This window comes from Methanomethylovorans hollandica DSM 15978 (assembly GCF_000328665.1).
Lineage (GTDB): Archaea > Halobacteriota > Methanosarcinia > Methanosarcinales > Methanosarcinaceae > Methanomethylovorans > Methanomethylovorans hollandica.
The window spans coordinates 711,469-726,027 of the sequence record NC_019977.1 but is presented as its reverse complement, the minus strand read 5'-3'; the positions used below and the strand labels follow the sequence as shown (position 1 = coordinate 726,027).

Here is a 14,559-nt window from a genome sequence, read left to right as displayed (position 1 = left end):
CATATATTTTATTCCGGACCAGCCTTAAGGATACCTTTCAAGACCACCAGTTCTTCAAAAAAGCACTTTTCTTTGACCACAACTTCGGTTTCAAGACCATAACCTTCCATCCACGATATTGCTTTTTCGATGCCAGTTAGTGAGGAAACGAGCACCAATACAATTCCCTTATGACAAAGATAGGAAACCAAGCCTTCAAGGAACCTGTGAAGAGATGCCGTACCGTCGACGCCTCCGTCGAAAGCATAGTTAAGCCAGCCAGGAACCTTATCTTCCTCCAGAGTTGGAAGATAAGGAGGATTGAAGATGATCATATCAAAGCACTTCAGAGACTTAAAAGCAGAGAACATATCCGCCCTTATGGTCGGAACTCCATTATTGCAGGCACACTTTACAGCATAAGGATTTATGTCTGTTGCAAGCAGATCCACATCCAGGTTTGCCTTCAGGACAGCAGCAACAAAACCTGTACCTGTACCGATCTCCAGTATTTTCATGCCTTGTTTTGCAAGATCCAGGGCAGCATCTGCAAGCAAAAAAGAATCTTCTGCCGGCTCATAGACATCATCCACGAATTCCACACAGGCATTCCTGTAAGTGATGTGAGGCATTATGACTCCTGATGCATTGCCAGTATCATATTGGAGAGAGCTGCAAGCTGTGCAGGATCCAGATTTTCGGGGCGCAATTCCATCAGCTCTTCAGGAAGCCCTGAAACAACCTGTTTGACATTACTTATACCTAACATGTGATTGCTTTCTACAATAGAGTTCTTTATTTTCTTGCGCCTTTTGTTAAATATAGCTGTAACGAACCTGAGGAAGAAATCCTTATCTGTTACTGTAAATGGAGCTGGTCTCGGACAAACCTTTACTACTGCAGACTCGACCTGAGGCGGAGGAGAAAAAACACCTTTTGGAACCTTCATAATAATTGAGGCATCCGCAAAGTACGCAGTGTTCACTGTTAATCTGCTATAATCACCTGATCCGGGCTTTGCAATCATGCGTTGGGCAAACTCATATTGATACATGAGTATCCCTAGCTTAAAATCATGCTTAAAGAGCTTGAAGGTTATTTCTGAAGAAATAGAATAGGGGAGGTTAGCAACCACTTTATCAAAGATGGGAAATTCCACCTTCAGAACATCCCCATGGATGATGTGGAGTTTATCATTTCCCCTGAACCTGTCTTCCAATACAGCCACAAGTTTTGGGTCAAACTCTATTGCCACTACTTTATCGGCCAGATGCAAAAGACGTTGAGTCAGATTGCCTATACCTGCACCGATCTCAAGGACCACCTCCCCGGGAACAATATCTGCAGACTCAACTATCCTGTCCAGTATTCCCTCATCCACAAGAAAATGTTGGTCATGCTGTCCTCCGTATATGCCATAATGGCGCAGTATGTTATGGACCAAGGATATGCTCACCCTTACTCCTGTTTAGGACGCCGGGGAGGTATGGTGAAGAGCCTGTATTTGATATTATCATCCTTGAGCTCATCGATTATCCGATTGGAAATGATCTTTTCAGGCGAGTGCAGGCCCCCTATCCTTCCATGAAGCTCTTTAAGGCTGGTGAAAGTACCTTTCTTGCGTTCATCGATAATAGCCCACATGAGTTTTTTTCCGATACCCGGAAGTAGCTCCAGCATGTGCAACCTATTGGTAATAGGATGTGCATCATTAAAGAAATCCACAAAACGCTGCTCATCAAGAAGCACCATCTTCTCAAGCATGTATGGAAGCTCTAGCTGGGAACCATGGCTGAGGTCCTTGAAACCGACCCTGTGTTTTACATGATCGATAACATCACGATCCCCTTCGCCAATATAGACCCTAGACTCAATCTGAGGAACTGTATTTTCCTTTGGTACCAATTCCATGAGGACAAAGTGCTTTTCCCCTACAGCCTGAACCAGGGGTTTTTTCTGATAGGATGGCTTGGAATCCACACTACTTCCATAGGGCAGATAATCTATGATCCACGCATAATCCTCTCTGTCAGGCGATTTTCCCCTTGTCAACATAATAAACACTTCCGTAAGACTAACAGCTAATGATTGTGTACAACAATCAAAATAAAAATGGAATATTCAAATATAAATCTATTCTACTGCCTCGCTCACCAGGTCCAGCATCGAGTCAAGCTCAGATTCCGAAAGAGTGTACCTTTCCTTTGCATACAGGGTCCTGAGCTCATCCCTTGTCCGGGGAGATATGTCAGCTATTCGTACAGCAATCTCTGGTTTCATCTTTTCCAATTCCATGAGCTTGTTAACAAGTTCCCGTGACCTCTGGGCGCTCATCCTGGAGAACATCTCTGCATGGTTGATAGCCTTACGTAGCTCATATCTGAGCTCTTCTCCATTACTGAGACGATCTTCCATGATCTCGTTGAGCATCTCCCTGACCTCTGAGATGGTCAGAAGTTCTTCACTTAGAATGTTCTTTACTATCATCTAAATACACTCTTGATGTATCCTACAGTATGTGGAACTCTATATCGATAATATATCTCCTATACTCACTCATCAAGATATATCTATCGATAATAAGCTTAAAGTGTTGCCAGTGAAGGTAGAATTACCATCACTTCTGAGGTTTCAGGTGCTGTGGCAGGGAAATTACCTCTTTCATAGAGTTACCATCCCTTACCTGCAATAAATAAGCTCTTCCCCTCTGACCAACCACTTTACCCGTGCTTCCCTGGAATTTCGGGTTTGGCATGCCTTTTTGTACACTTGGGTCGATGTCTATGTGTACCATCTGACCGTTATTGAATTCCTGAATTGCTTTACTTACTGGGGAAATACCTCTTTCCCTTATGGTCTTCTTCAATTTGTACCTTGTACAGTGTCTCTCACCATGTGACATAATTCTTCTCCGTTGTATTTATTGTGATTAATGGATAATAGTTCAGATGTCAACGTCCACTACATCAAGCTCCATAACTTTTGCCTGCTTACCTAATATCCCGGTAAGGCTTGGAAGGGTCCGCCCTTCATCACCTGATACGAGTTCCTTGACATACAGACCACCTTCGCACCTGACCCTCAACATCGCATGGTCTGCTTCCAAACCTAAAAGTTCTATGACATGCACATACCTTTTTCTGGTTAGATCAGCCCTTCTGTGGGATACACGCTGAGGCGTCCTTTGATGGATCTCTGCACCTGAAAGACTTTCCAGTGCTGATATTAGTTCTTCTTTTGAAACTGGGTCAGTGAATGTAACTTTAAGGTTATATACTTTATCCGCATGAGCGGATTTCAACTTCTCTACCATTTCCTTTGGTACGATCTGCAACCCATGTACTTCCACTTTACCGGATGCATGAGAATTAATTGCCTCCTGAAGTTCTTTTAGAGCAATGGTACGAACTTTGGGGCTGATGGCCTCTACCACAAAAGGTCTGCCATTGCCCAGCATAAGAGCATCTATATCCTCCCTTCCCGCACCATGGAATGCAGTATCTTCAGCACATGCTGCATCAATAACATCTTTTTTGATCAGCTCGTCTACAGATTCAGGGTACTGCTTTCCGGTGAAACTGCATATTTCACATCCTTTGCCTCTACAATTACGGCATGGCCATCTTGTCTGTGGGATGCCCCTTACAAGTTTATTATAGCGGCCCTGAATGTAAAGAGATTTAATCTGCAGGCTTAGCTTTTCAGATGCAATATCAAGCATAACGACGATCTCAGGCCGTTCAAAGTCTACTACTTTACCGGTCCTGGATGCGATAAGTTTTCCCACTTCCCTGTTCATCTCAGTCTTTAACTGCTCGGCATGGGAAATTCCACACTCGCTCCAGAGGATCTCTTCATTTTCACTAAGGAGTCCACTGGCTTTAGTGCCTACCAGAAAACTGGAATATTCAAGACCTTCAAGTGCAGTAACTGCAAGGTCCGCCCATTTATCGAGCTCACTGAACAGACCAAGACACATCCAGCAACGCTCGTCTTCCCCGTCTGTACCAAGTACCCTCCGTGCATAACTGCAGCTGTGAGAAAGTTCCCTGAGAAGAGAATCATCTCCTTCCTCTTTATGTATCCGGTGCCCTTCCATAGAAAGTGCCACTTTCAGACTATTGCCCCTCTGGGCATTAGTAAGGCCGGTAGATAACTTTGCGAACTGCCTACCCATACAATGGTCACAGATAGGCCCTTCATGGATTATCATTTTAACAGTATCTAATATACTCATCTGATCACTCTGAATTTATATCCTGGTCATCTAATGGCAAACGAGGATAAAACTGTTATCTTTCTGTCTGACCGACCATAACCCTGTCAAGTTCATTTAGTATAAGGATGATACAATGATCCGCATGCAATGACAACGGACCTACAGATATAGTGCCTGTGGACAGTCCGAGTACCAGTTCCTCCTCATCTTCTGTAAGCCCCAGATGGTCTCCAAGGATGAAAACGCCGTCTTTTATACCGTCATTGATATGCCGTAGATCTTCACCATCTTCCCTGAAATAAAATATTTTGCGACCATCACTTGCAAACTCTCTCAGTAAAGTGATCAGATCAGCTTCTCTTACCCAAACCCCAGGGGTAGAACGGGTTTCTGTAAAAGAGATATTGTCTAGCTCCAATGCCTTTTTGATCAATGCACCTGCACTTCTTTCATCCGGGTTAAGATACCGTATTTTCTCGCCATTGAAACGTATAACTCTGGGAGGATTAGACTCTCCCAGAAGTAGCAGGTGTGCCTGCACGTCCCTTCTCAGATCATGAGACAGGAAAAAAACAGAATTGATACATCTGCAGAGGATATCCATTCTTCCTGCAGAGCCAGGCATATCGTTAAGTGAAAAGCCACCCGTAGTCACAGCTTTATGTCCAATTATAATAAAGTCTTGCATATTTTCATCCATTTAAAAGAACAAACTTTCAGCCCCATTGAAAAACTGCATCATAATTTAACCACAAGAGCTCATAGAGAACACAGAAAATGAAAAATGATATTAATTCATCCCCGCGAACTCTGTTTCCTATGTGGTTATTGTTCTGTGTATCTATGAGCATTTATACAGAGCCAGACTTTAAAAGTCTTACCCGGAGTCAGCTTCCTCATCAATAAGATCGATTCAAGTGATACCGGAATATAGCCTTGCGATCTCAACTGCTTTATAAGCAACCTCTACAGCACTTTTTCCGAACAACCTGATCATGGGTTCCTTACCAAGACAACCTTTGTCATATATAATGTCTGGCACTTTTTTCAAGAGTGCAGAACCGGAATTATTTATAGCACTGACGACATCTAAATCAGTCATTTCTGACTGCTCAGCTTCAACATCCCTGTCAAAAGAGGAGATAGTAAGTCCAATACCCCTGCAGATATGTAAAACTTTTTCAGAGTACCTCAAATTAACAGCTGCCCTTAAGGATTGATCTGATTCCATAGCAGCAATTACCATACTTGCAACATGTTTGCTACCCCCAAATTCCACATTGCCTGCAATATAAGGCCTATCCCTTACACGTACGATGCGTCCGCTGACACCTGCCACATCTGCCACTACAGTAGCTTCAGGGATAGCCATGGCAATATTACATCCGACTTCCGGAATGAGTTTCCCGAACTCATCACATGAAACCAGGATCTCTGCCGCTGAATTAGTATTTAGGAGAGTGTCGTAGCGATAGGATGCTTTGAGGATTGAACCCAACTGATTCACCGGCCCTACCCCGTGCCCTACCTTCTCACTATTCATGATAGCTTTTTCCACAAAGGATTTAGCAAGCATAGCAGCCTCGACGATAGAATATCCCTTGGACAGAAATGCGGTAATGGAAGCAGCATACGTGCACCCGGATCCGTGAGTACCACCTTCCAGGAACTTGCCCGGTATCACAGTGCATTTATCGGAAACGGATTCATATACAACATCAGATGCGTCCAGATGGCCACCGGTGACTACCACGGTATCCACACCTAACTCTGCAATCTTTTTTGCTGCTTTCGTTGCATCATTCACATCGTTAATATCTATGCCAGAGAGAGTATGTGCTTCATAGATGTTAGGGGTTACTACCTTACTGAAAGGTAGCAGCTCCTCTTTAAGTACCCTAACAGCATCTTTGCGCAACAGATCTCCTCCTGCTTCAGCTGCCATCACGGGGTCCACCACAAGAGACAGTCCATTGGACCTCACCTCTTTTGACACTAAGGCAATAATTTCAGCACAGGAGAGCATCCCTGTCTTTGCCCACTTGACATCCATATCAGAACATACAGCGTTGATCTGTTCACTTATAACATGAAGAGGCAGATCATAGATGCTGAGCACACCTCTGGTGTTTTGTGCAGTCACAGAAGTTATTGCACAGGTACCATGTACACCTAAAGCTGCAAAGGTCTTGATATCCGCTTCAAGACCTGCACCACCACCAGAGTCTGAACCTGCTATAGTCATTACCACGGGAGTACCGGACATTATTTTCACCATTGTGTGTTCTTTCAAAGAGATTAAAGAGATATTAGTTGACAAAAGATATGAGAAATATCCTAAATACATTATGGTCAACAGCCACATACGTTCTGTGCTTCATAACATCAATGATACAATATTCGATAGTTTTATATCTGACTATACACAATGAAGAGCAGTATGATGGTAGTATGTGCTACCATTGCATTGATACATTTCATTCAAAACTACTTTGATTTATTTAGATGAGGCGGCTTTAAATGGGAAACAGACCTCTTGATATACTGAACAATGCTTTGAACACACCTGTTATTGTGAGATTGAAAGGAGCCCGAGAGTTCAGAGGAAATCTGCAGGGCTATGATGTACACATGAACCTTGTTCTTGAGGAAGCTGAAGAGCTGAGAGAAGGGGAGACCAGAAAACTGGGTACTGTAATAATAAGGGGTGACAACGTAGTATACGTATCCCCGTAACATATTTATCCTATGATACTATCTGGGGTTATCTCGACACGCGATTAACTCACATATCATATATTACGATAATTAGATAGAGAGACGAGAAAGTTCAATAAGGTGATGATGAATGTCAAAAGGTACTCCCTCAATGGGAAAAAGGCAAAAGCGCACTCATGTAACATGCAGGCGCTGCGGTAGCGTATCACTTAACATCCATACTAAGCAGTGTACTTCATGTGGTTTTGGCAAGACACCGCGTATGAGAAGCTATAAATGGGAACGTAAGTGCAAGTTCTGAGAACAATACTGTATTCTCTTTTTGGGGTATAGATGAAAGAGGAATGTGGTGTAGTCGGCGTTGTGGTGCAGAATAATGCATCCACAGGTACCCCTACAGCTCTCCAAATATACTATGCCCTTTATGCCCTGCAACACAGAGGTCAGGAATCTACAGGCATAACAATACATGACGGGCTTCATTGTAAATCTATTAAAGGCATGGGACTGGTGCCTGAGGTATATGTCAAAAAAGACCTCTTGGAACTGAAAGGCAATGTAGGCATAGGTCATGTGCGTTACTCGACCACAGGCCACTCTAAAATAGAGAACTGCCAACCTCTGATAGTAAATTATAAGAGTGGGACTATAGCCATAGCCCATAATGGGAACCTGGCAAACTATAGTCTTCTGAGAGATGAACTGGAGTTGGAAGGTCGTATATTTATTACCAGTTCCGATACAGAAGTGATCGCACATCTGCTTGTAAAAGAACTGTTGCGCCATGACCCTGTAGAATCGATCTCCAATGTGATCAAAAGACTAAAAGGCTCCTACTCATTAGCTATCCTCATAGACGATCAGTTGTATGCACTGCGAGACCCCCTGGGTTTTAAACCATTATGCGTAGGAAAACTAGATGGTGGCTTTATAGTTGCTTCGGAAAGTGTTGCAATCGATACGCTCAATGGAACACTGATAAGAGAAGTATCACCAGGAGAATTATTAGTATTTAAAAACGATAGTTTTGAGAGTCATATTCTGGTCCAGGAAAAATATCATGCACATTGTGTATTCGAATATGTGTACTTTGCACGGCCGGATTCTATAATTAATGGTAAACTCGTATACAATGTCCGTGAGAAGATAGGAAGGGAGCTTGCACGCGAACATCCTGTGAAAGCAGATAGTGTATCACCGGTACCAGATTCTGGCATCACTTCTGCCATTGGATATTCATACGAAGCGAATATAAAGTACAGTGAAGGGCTCATGAAGAATCGGTATATTGGCAGGACATTCATTCTCCCTGGACAGGCAATGCGAGAGACAGCTGTACGGCTTAAGATGAACACGATCTCTGAGAACATCAAGGACCAACGAATAGTTCTTATAGACGACAGTATAGTACGCGGGACTACATCCCGGCGTATCATTGATATGATAAGACGTGCAGGTGCAAAAGAGATACATGCACGCATTGGCAGCCCCCCGATAATAGCTCCATGCTATTTTGGAATAGACATGGGCACCAGAAATGAATTAATAGCAGCTCATAAAACAGTAGCCGGGGTTGAAGCGGTCATCAATGCTGACTCACTGGGATATCTGAGTATAGAAGGATTGGTCCGGGCAATAGGCATTGAAAAAGAAAATCTATGTCTCGCATGCCTGACAAGTGAATACCCTTTGGATATACCGGGTGAATACTGCCCGCGCAGACAACTTAAACTCAACGAGTTTTCCTAAACTTTTTTTATAATCGAGTATAGAATTAAGAGTGATTATGCAGTATTTAAATTAATTGCGCATAGTATCCAGATTAGTAGAAGAATCATTACTGAATAAGAAGAACGCTGAGTTTAAGAGAACTCTAAAATTTAAAACTCAAAATATTTGAATGGGGCCGGGATCGAGAATCGAACTCGAATCGTAGCCTCCACAGGGCTACAGGATAACCGCTACCCTACCCCGGCTTGAAGTAGGTATCAAGTGCATTTAACACGAGAGCATCCTATACATGTATCTCTCTTACATAAACTTTTCCTTCATGCAACTCAGAGACCATATTAGGAATATAGATGCCATCCGAGTCATCTTTATATAGAATATATTGTGATCTTCATGCCTCTTTAAACCTGATCCAGAATCTACTTCCCTTACCTTCCGGATTATCCTCCGCACCCACTTCACCACCATGTAATTCAGCTATCCTTTTAACTATGGCAAGATCAAGACCACTACCCTTGACACCTTGCTTTGTGACCCGCTTGAACCTGTCAAAAACATAAGGTTTATCAGCGTCGGAAATGCCTTCACCCTGATCACTGACAGCTACTTTCCACACATCGCCTTCATCAAATATATCAATGGATATGAATGCGTTCTCAGAACTGTATTTTACGGCATTGGTGAGGAAGTATCACACTAGTTTATATAATATAATATAAAAAGCATATTAACTGGTGATATATCCTTTTTGCTGCTCAGAACAAGCTATTATGATCGATTATGACTGCTTGATGATAAGAAGGGTAAGATTAATATCTGTAAGTACCTTTATCTGCAATTAGAAAACGAATAGAGTTGAGAGCATAGTTCGATCAGTGCAACGTACAAACCATAAAAACAACAGGGAAGAAGGATTCGAACCTGTAGAATCGACAGCTGAACTCCTGGTCCTTGAGCCAATTGGCTACCCTTTGAGTAGTATACTGGATGACTATCCAGAAATAGAGGATGCTGGTGTGTTCGAATTTTATGCAAGGGAACAGTGGAATGGCCATATTGCACGCAAAGGCGAATATTTGTTTGACGGAAGGATGTACCCTGATTTTGCATACCGGATAAAGGAAGTGAAGCCTCCTGGGTCAGTTATTGGTATGGAGACCTCGATTATCGTACATGAAGATAGTGTCACTACTCCTGCAGTTGAATTCCATAGTAACGTTTCTTTTGAAGATATAATTGGACAGAACACGGCCAAGAAAAAGTGCAAGCTAATAGAGAAATATCTAGAGCAGCCCGAGAAATTTGGTAAATGGGCCCCACGCAATGTACTATTTTTCGGGCCTTCGGGCACTGGCAAGACAATGCTTGCAAAAGCCCTTGCTAATAAAGCCAACGTACCTATAATCCCCGTAAAAGCAACACAAATGATAGGAGAATACGTAGGAGAAGGTGCCAGGCAGATCCACCAGTTATACGATAGAGCTGAAGATATGGCTCCCTGTATAATATTCATTGATGAACTGGATGCTATTGCTCTGGACAGGCGTCACCAGGAACTAAGAGGAGATGTTGCAGAGATAGTTAACGCTTTACTTACTGAAATGGATGGAATAGTAGAGAGAGATGGCATTTGCACCATTGGTGCAACCAATCGTACGAACACCCTGGACCCTGCAGTAAGAAGCAGATTCGAAGAGGAAATAGAGTTTTTATTGCCTGATGAGGAAGAGAGGTTCAGGATACTTGAAATGAACATTTCCACATTCCCATTGCCTGTAAAAGATGTCGATGTAAAGAAGATAGCTACGATGACAAAAGGACTCTCAGGGAGAGACCTTGTAGAAAAGGTCCTGAAAACAGCTTTGCATCAGGCAATAATAGAAGACAATGAAGAAGTCACTGGAAAACATTTTGAAGAATCTGTGGGGAAATTATTCCAAAAGAATGGTGCTCTAATGGATAACAGGATGTATTCCTGATAAACCAGACAATTTATTATATATTAAATACTGCAACTTGAGTGATCAAATTATGGAAGAGATCAGTGAATCAGACAGATTTGAATGCCGTATAATAAATGTGATCAATAAGGGTGACTGGTATGGAGTTACTGTGGAAGAGATCGCTTCGGGTGGCAGGGTCTACTTTGGAAGGACAAAACCTGAACTATTCAACTATGAGCCTGGAGATGTCCTGTACATAGGAGTGAAAAAACTTACTATTCCTCTGGAAGACAGAACAGCAGAAGTTTCCCTTTATGACGTAGACGATAATAGACTTGACTGGACAATAATCTGATCTTATTATCTTATTCGTCCTTCAAAGGAATGTCCATTTCCATCATATCTTCTGCTATAATAACGTTTTCAAATACTTCTTGTGCTTCCCTCAACAGAGGAGAAGCATCATCAGTATATCTGGAGCTTATGTGAGTTAGTACCAGTTTTCTGACACCCGCCTCCTTTGCAAGGATAGCTGCTTCGGAAGCTGTGGAATGCTTAGATTCCTTTGCCCACTCACTCTGATCATTTCCAAGAGTACTATCATGGATCAGTACATCTGCATCTCTGCTGACCGCAAGAATTGATTGACACGGTCGTGTGTCACCTGTATATACTATTTTTCTACCTGGCCTTACTTGACCGACAACATCAGTGGAACGTATCAGCTTCCCGTTGACCTCAACGTCCACACCACTATGCAGCTTTGAAAAAAGAGGGCCTGGAGGCACTCCCAGAGCAATAGCTTTTTCACGTTCAAACCTTCCTTTCCGCTGATCCTCTATAAGAGCATAGCCAAGACTGGGAACACTGTGATCTGTTCCAATGGCATGGATAGAATAATCATTTCTTTTAATAATATCTCCTGGAGCCATTTCAATGACTTCCACTTCAAAATGCAGTTTGTAATAACCAAGCTCAGAGATGATCTTAACGAATTCTTTCACCCATTGAGGGCCATATATATACAAAGGTTCAGTCCTTCCCAGAAAGGACATTGTTTGTATAAGGCCGGGAATACCAAGCATGTGATCTGCATGGAAATGGGTGACAAAAATAGACGTAAGAGCTTTCATACCCGTTTTAGCACGCATCATCTGTTGCTGAGTACCTTCTCCGCAATCGAAAAGTAAAAGCTCCCCTTCCCTATTGACCATAATTGCAGATGGATTACGGTTACGCGTAGGCAAAGAGCCACCTGTACCAAGAAATAATATGCGCAGCATAAAGGGAAATAGTAAAGGAGATATTTATTGATTACTGAATTAAGCACTATAATAAGAAAAGTACTATTTAATCACCACTCGAAAACTTCTTATAGAATCCTTCAAGTAAAGATAAGTTCGTAATCATTTAATTCGAAAAAATAAATTTGATATAGATCATCCAACTTATATATATTCAAGAGGACATATTATGAAATGGCAAGGCAGATCAAGAAGAAAGTACACTGGTGCTAAAATAAAGGCTTACCGCTCAAAAAGAAAGTTCGAACTTGGGCGCGAGCCCGCTGACACGCGTCTTGGAGACGTCAAGATTAAGATGGTTTCCACAAGAGGAGGAAACAGCAAGGTAAGATTATTCCAGTGTAATATAGTCAACGTGACTGATACCGGTGGCAAAACACAAAAGACTACTATCGAAAAAGTGTTCAGTAATGAGGCAAACGAACACTACGTAAGGCGTAATATCTTAACAAAAGGTTCAGTTATCCGTACCCCCATAGGTAACGCGAGGATTACCAGCCGTCCCGGCCAGGATGGTGTGGTCAACGCAGTGCTGCTCAACTGAGCACACTCCTATTTTACTTTCACTTTTTTAATTTCAAGGGGTTGCTTATGAGATGGATATTAAAACGAGGCATATACTAGAATGTCTGGAACAAGATGCCAGGGTCACTCATGACGAAATCGCAACCCTGACAGGACTCCCGGTACAAGAGATAAGTAAAAGGATCAAAGAATTTGAAGATGCAGGAGTCATCCGCAGATACAGGACGATCATTGACTGGGACCTTGCAGGTGATGAGCATGTATACGCTATCATCGAGTTAAAAGTGACTCTGGAACGTAATTTAGGTTATCAGGCCATAGCTGAACGCTTATATAAATTCCCGGAAGTACGTGCTGTAAGGCTGTTATCAGGGCAGTATGATCTATCGCTTACAGTAATGGGAAAGACGATGAAAGAAGTTGCATTTTTCGTCGCAGAAAAGATTTCTACCATAGAACAGGTACAGCATACTACTACCCATTTTGTGCTTAAGACCTACAAGGAAGACGGAGTGGTTCTGCAAGAGCAGGAAGAAGTAAACCGTTTAATTGTAACTCCATAAATTGTAACTCCATAGACACACTAAATAGGATCTGATCATAGGATCTGAGCTGAAGGAATGCCCATGCACAATAATAATCCAGAGAGATTTGTGGCTGATGTGATGACAAGAGTCCCGCCTTCTGGAATACGCAAGTATTTTGATCTTGCATCAGGGATAGAAGGAGTAATATCACTAGGTGTTGGCGAGCCTGATTTCGTAACACCCTGGCACATAAGGGAAGCATGCATTCATTCTTTGGAAAAAGGTAAAACATCATATACTTCTAATTATGGGCTAATACAACTTCGGGAAGAGATCTCAAAGCTATATACCCATAAGCATAACACTTACTACGATCCGGCCTCGGAGATCCTGGTTATGTCCGGTGTCAGCGAAGCACTTGATGTGGCAATAAGAGCTATAACCAATCCAGGGGACGAAATCATTGTGCCTCAGCCTGCCTACGTGGCTTATGTCCCTTCGGTCATGTTTGCAGGTGGTACACCTGTACCTGTAGTCACACAATTCAAAAATAAGTTTAAATTGACTGCAGAAGATCTGAAAAGGGCTATAACTCCCAGAACTAAAGCTGTTATAATAAATTATCCCAATAATCCCACTGGGGCAACAATGGGAAGGGAAGACCTGGAAGCTATTGCCGAAGTTGTTTCTGAGCATGACATTATGGTAATTTCCGATGAAGTCTATGAGTGTCTTACATATAATGGAGAGCACGCTTGTTTTTCATCGATCGAAGGTATGAAGGACCGAACGATCCTCCTTAATGGTTTTTCAAAAGCCTATGCCATGACAGGCTTCAGGCTGGCATATGCACTGGCACCATTGCCTATAATAAATGCAATGATGCGCATACATCAGTACTGTATGTTGTGCGCACCTATCACTGCTCAGATTGGAGCTATAGAAGCCCTTCGTAACGGCAACGAAGAGATGCAGCGAATGGTAAGGGATTATGACCGCCGCAGACATTTGATAATAAGCGGATTAAATAAGATAGGGCTTGAATGCTATGAGCCAAAGGGTGCATTCTATGCTTTTCCCTCCGTAAGGGATACAGGCCTGACTTCTGAAGAGTTTGCAGAAAGACTTCTCTATGAACAAAAAGTAGTTACAATTCCGGGGAATGTGTTTGGACCGGCTGGCGAGGGATTTCTCAGATGTTCTTATGCTACCTCCAAAGATCAGATAGCAGAAGCTTTGGAAAGGATGGAATGTTTCATGGAATCGCTGTGAGACATTGAATAAGACCATTGCATCGTGTTTAAACAAAGTACCTCATCATTATGATTAGCATTATGTGGCAAAGTATAGAAATATGAATATATAAGAAAATAGAGTTATACTAATTACCTACAATGAAAAACGTGAATGACATTGGTGGTGCGCTTTGAGCCCCTCCACATGACTACAAAACGGATTGGTTTGCACAAGAAGAATGTGTAGATAGGAGCATAACATCCCCTTGAATATCCCGTCAAACAAATGCTCTGACCCACATTCTTCAACCTGTTAGTGAACTACCCCTCCCTGCTTTCTGATGAAAGCGAGGAAGAGGCTTCTTGTTTCATTCTTCG

Annotated in this window: 17 protein-coding genes, 1 tRNA gene and 1 pseudogene; 8 read left to right on the top strand and 11 right to left on the bottom strand. The window is 42.4% G+C overall.

What is annotated here, in order from left to right:
* Nucleotides 1-8: 8 nt before the first annotated feature.
* The 8 genes from METHO_RS03490 to thiD form a co-directional block, all read right to left on the bottom strand.
* Nucleotides 9-611, bottom strand: coding sequence for a HemK2/MTQ2 family protein methyltransferase (locus METHO_RS03490; protein WP_015324139.1), 603 nt, complete (start codon nt 609-611; stop codon nt 9-11).
* Nucleotides 611-1,435, bottom strand: a complete 825-nt coding sequence (rsmA, locus tag METHO_RS03485; RefSeq protein ID WP_015324138.1) for a 16S rRNA (adenine(1518)-N(6)/adenine(1519)-N(6))-dimethyltransferase RsmA — start codon at nt 1,433-1,435, stop codon at nt 611-613. Before rsmA ends, METHO_RS03490 begins: the two co-directional genes overlap by 1 nt.
* A 2-nt stretch (nt 1,436-1,437) precedes the next feature.
* Complete coding sequence (locus tag METHO_RS03480) at nt 1,438-2,034, bottom strand: DUF655 domain-containing protein (RefSeq protein ID WP_015324137.1); 597 nt, start codon at nt 2,032-2,034, stop codon at nt 1,438-1,440.
* A 78-nt stretch (nt 2,035-2,112) separates the two neighbouring features.
* Nucleotides 2,113-2,466 carry an RNA polymerase Rpb4 family protein gene (locus METHO_RS03475; RefSeq protein ID WP_015324136.1) on the bottom strand — a complete coding sequence of 118 codons (354 nt, stop codon included), beginning with the start codon at nt 2,464-2,466 and terminating at the stop codon, nt 2,113-2,115.
* Nucleotides 2,467-2,596: 130 nt separating this feature from the next.
* Complete coding sequence (locus METHO_RS03470) at nt 2,597-2,881, bottom strand: 50S ribosomal protein L21e (protein ID WP_015324135.1); 285 nt, start codon at nt 2,879-2,881, stop codon at nt 2,597-2,599.
* A 42-nt stretch (nt 2,882-2,923) separates the two neighbouring features.
* Nucleotides 2,924-4,216 carry a tRNA pseudouridine(54/55) synthase Pus10 gene (locus tag METHO_RS03465; RefSeq protein ID WP_015324134.1) on the bottom strand — a complete coding sequence of 431 codons (1,293 nt, stop codon included), beginning with the start codon at nt 4,214-4,216 and terminating at the stop codon, nt 2,924-2,926.
* 55 nt (nt 4,217-4,271) lie between these two features.
* On the bottom strand, nt 4,272-4,886 hold the full coding sequence (trmY, locus tag METHO_RS03460) for a tRNA (pseudouridine(54)-N(1))-methyltransferase TrmY (protein ID WP_015324133.1): 615 nt from the start codon (nt 4,884-4,886) through the stop codon (nt 4,272-4,274).
* A gap of 225 nt (nt 4,887-5,111) precedes the next feature.
* Entirely contained in the window at nt 5,112-6,476 is a 1,365-nt protein-coding gene (gene thiD / locus METHO_RS03455; protein ID WP_245546328.1) for a bifunctional hydroxymethylpyrimidine kinase/phosphomethylpyrimidine kinase, read from the bottom strand.
* Between the two features lie 242 nt (nt 6,477-6,718).
* On the opposite strand from thiD, the gene METHO_RS03450 reads away from it, so the two are divergent.
* From METHO_RS03450 to purF, 3 genes are all read left to right on the top strand, one after another.
* Nucleotides 6,719-6,934, top strand: coding sequence for an LSM domain-containing protein (locus METHO_RS03450; protein ID WP_015324131.1), 216 nt, complete (start codon nt 6,719-6,721; stop codon nt 6,932-6,934).
* Between the two features lie 112 nt (nt 6,935-7,046).
* Complete coding sequence (locus METHO_RS13230) at nt 7,047-7,217, top strand: 50S ribosomal protein L37e (protein WP_015324130.1); 171 nt, start codon at nt 7,047-7,049, stop codon at nt 7,215-7,217.
* A 32-nt stretch (nt 7,218-7,249) separates the two neighbouring features.
* Complete coding sequence (gene purF, locus METHO_RS03445) at nt 7,250-8,665, top strand: amidophosphoribosyltransferase (RefSeq protein WP_015324129.1); 1,416 nt, start codon at nt 7,250-7,252, stop codon at nt 8,663-8,665.
* A gap of 152 nt (nt 8,666-8,817) precedes the next feature.
* On the opposite strand, the gene METHO_RS03440 is transcribed toward purF, so the two are convergent.
* Together METHO_RS03440 and METHO_RS03435 are read right to left on the bottom strand one after the other, a co-directional pair.
* Nucleotides 8,818-8,892: transfer RNA gene (locus tag METHO_RS03440), tRNA-His, on the bottom strand.
* Between the two features lie 146 nt (nt 8,893-9,038).
* Nucleotides 9,039-9,323, bottom strand: a pseudogene (locus METHO_RS03435) (sensor histidine kinase); the annotation flags it as partial.
* A gap of 199 nt (nt 9,324-9,522) precedes the next feature.
* Between METHO_RS03435 and METHO_RS03430 the strand changes: the two are divergent.
* Together METHO_RS03430 and METHO_RS03425 are read left to right on the top strand one after the other, a co-directional pair.
* Nucleotides 9,523-10,626 (top strand): AAA family ATPase, encoded by a 1,104-nt coding sequence (locus tag METHO_RS03430; protein WP_015324128.1) that lies wholly within the window; start codon nt 9,523-9,525, stop codon nt 10,624-10,626.
* 52 nt (nt 10,627-10,678) lie between these two features.
* The gene (locus METHO_RS03425) at nt 10,679-10,945 is read left to right on the top strand and encodes a hypothetical protein (protein ID WP_015324127.1); all 267 of its coding nucleotides are present in this window, start codon (nt 10,679-10,681) and stop codon (nt 10,943-10,945) included.
* A gap of 10 nt (nt 10,946-10,955) precedes the next feature.
* Here METHO_RS03425 and METHO_RS03420 read toward each other — a convergent pair whose 3' ends face one another.
* Complete coding sequence (locus tag METHO_RS03420) at nt 10,956-11,873, bottom strand: ribonuclease Z (RefSeq protein ID WP_015324126.1); 918 nt, start codon at nt 11,871-11,873, stop codon at nt 10,956-10,958.
* A gap of 190 nt (nt 11,874-12,063) precedes the next feature.
* Between METHO_RS03420 and METHO_RS03415 the strand changes: the two genes are divergently transcribed.
* From METHO_RS03415 to METHO_RS03405, 3 genes are all read left to right on the top strand, one after another.
* Complete coding sequence (locus tag METHO_RS03415) at nt 12,064-12,438, top strand: 30S ribosomal protein S8e (RefSeq protein WP_015324125.1); 375 nt, start codon at nt 12,064-12,066, stop codon at nt 12,436-12,438.
* Between the two features lie 52 nt (nt 12,439-12,490).
* A complete protein-coding gene (locus METHO_RS03410; protein ID WP_015324124.1) occupies nt 12,491-12,982 on the top strand; it encodes an Lrp/AsnC family transcriptional regulator in 492 nt (163 codons plus the stop codon).
* Nucleotides 12,983-13,045: 63 nt separating this feature from the next.
* Nucleotides 13,046-14,218: an aminotransferase class I/II-fold pyridoxal phosphate-dependent enzyme gene (locus METHO_RS03405; protein WP_015324123.1), complete on the top strand. Its 1,173-nt coding sequence runs from the start codon at nt 13,046-13,048 to the stop codon at nt 14,216-14,218.
* The last annotated feature ends 341 nt before the right edge of the window (nt 14,219-14,559 follow it).

What these genes read in the sequence shown, in the direction of transcription:
- METHO_RS13230 (WP_015324130.1), top strand. Translation starts at nt 7,047, where the DNA reads ATGTCAAAAGGTACTCCCTCAATGGGAAAAAGGCAAAAGCGCACTCAT.
- METHO_RS03490 (WP_015324139.1), bottom strand. Translation starts at nt 611, where the DNA reads ATGCCTCACATCACTTACAGGAATGCCTGTGTGGAATTCGTGGATGAT.
- METHO_RS03465 (WP_015324134.1), bottom strand. Translation starts at nt 4,216, where the DNA reads ATGAGTATATTAGATACTGTTAAAATGATAATCCATGAAGGGCCTATC.
- thiD (WP_245546328.1), bottom strand. Translation starts at nt 6,476, where the DNA reads ATGGTGAAAATAATGTCCGGTACTCCCGTGGTAATGACTATAGCAGGT.
- METHO_RS03475 (WP_015324136.1), bottom strand. Translation starts at nt 2,466, where the DNA reads ATGATAGTAAAGAACATTCTAAGTGAAGAACTTCTGACCATCTCAGAG.
- purF (WP_015324129.1), top strand. Translation starts at nt 7,250, where the DNA reads ATGAAAGAGGAATGTGGTGTAGTCGGCGTTGTGGTGCAGAATAATGCA.
- METHO_RS03405 (WP_015324123.1), top strand. Translation starts at nt 13,046, where the DNA reads ATGCACAATAATAATCCAGAGAGATTTGTGGCTGATGTGATGACAAGA.
- METHO_RS03450 (WP_015324131.1), top strand. Translation starts at nt 6,719, where the DNA reads ATGGGAAACAGACCTCTTGATATACTGAACAATGCTTTGAACACACCT.
- METHO_RS03420 (WP_015324126.1), bottom strand. Translation starts at nt 11,873, where the DNA reads ATGCTGCGCATATTATTTCTTGGTACAGGTGGCTCTTTGCCTACGCGT.
- METHO_RS03410 (WP_015324124.1), top strand. Translation starts at nt 12,491, where the DNA reads ATGGATATTAAAACGAGGCATATACTAGAATGTCTGGAACAAGATGCC.
- METHO_RS03470 (WP_015324135.1), bottom strand. Translation starts at nt 2,881, where the DNA reads ATGTCACATGGTGAGAGACACTGTACAAGGTACAAATTGAAGAAGACC.
- METHO_RS03425 (WP_015324127.1), top strand. Translation starts at nt 10,679, where the DNA reads ATGGAAGAGATCAGTGAATCAGACAGATTTGAATGCCGTATAATAAAT.
- trmY (WP_015324133.1), bottom strand. Translation starts at nt 4,886, where the DNA reads ATGCAAGACTTTATTATAATTGGACATAAAGCTGTGACTACGGGTGGC.
- METHO_RS03415 (WP_015324125.1), top strand. Translation starts at nt 12,064, where the DNA reads ATGAAATGGCAAGGCAGATCAAGAAGAAAGTACACTGGTGCTAAAATA.
- METHO_RS03480 (WP_015324137.1), bottom strand. Translation starts at nt 2,034, where the DNA reads ATGTTGACAAGGGGAAAATCGCCTGACAGAGAGGATTATGCGTGGATC.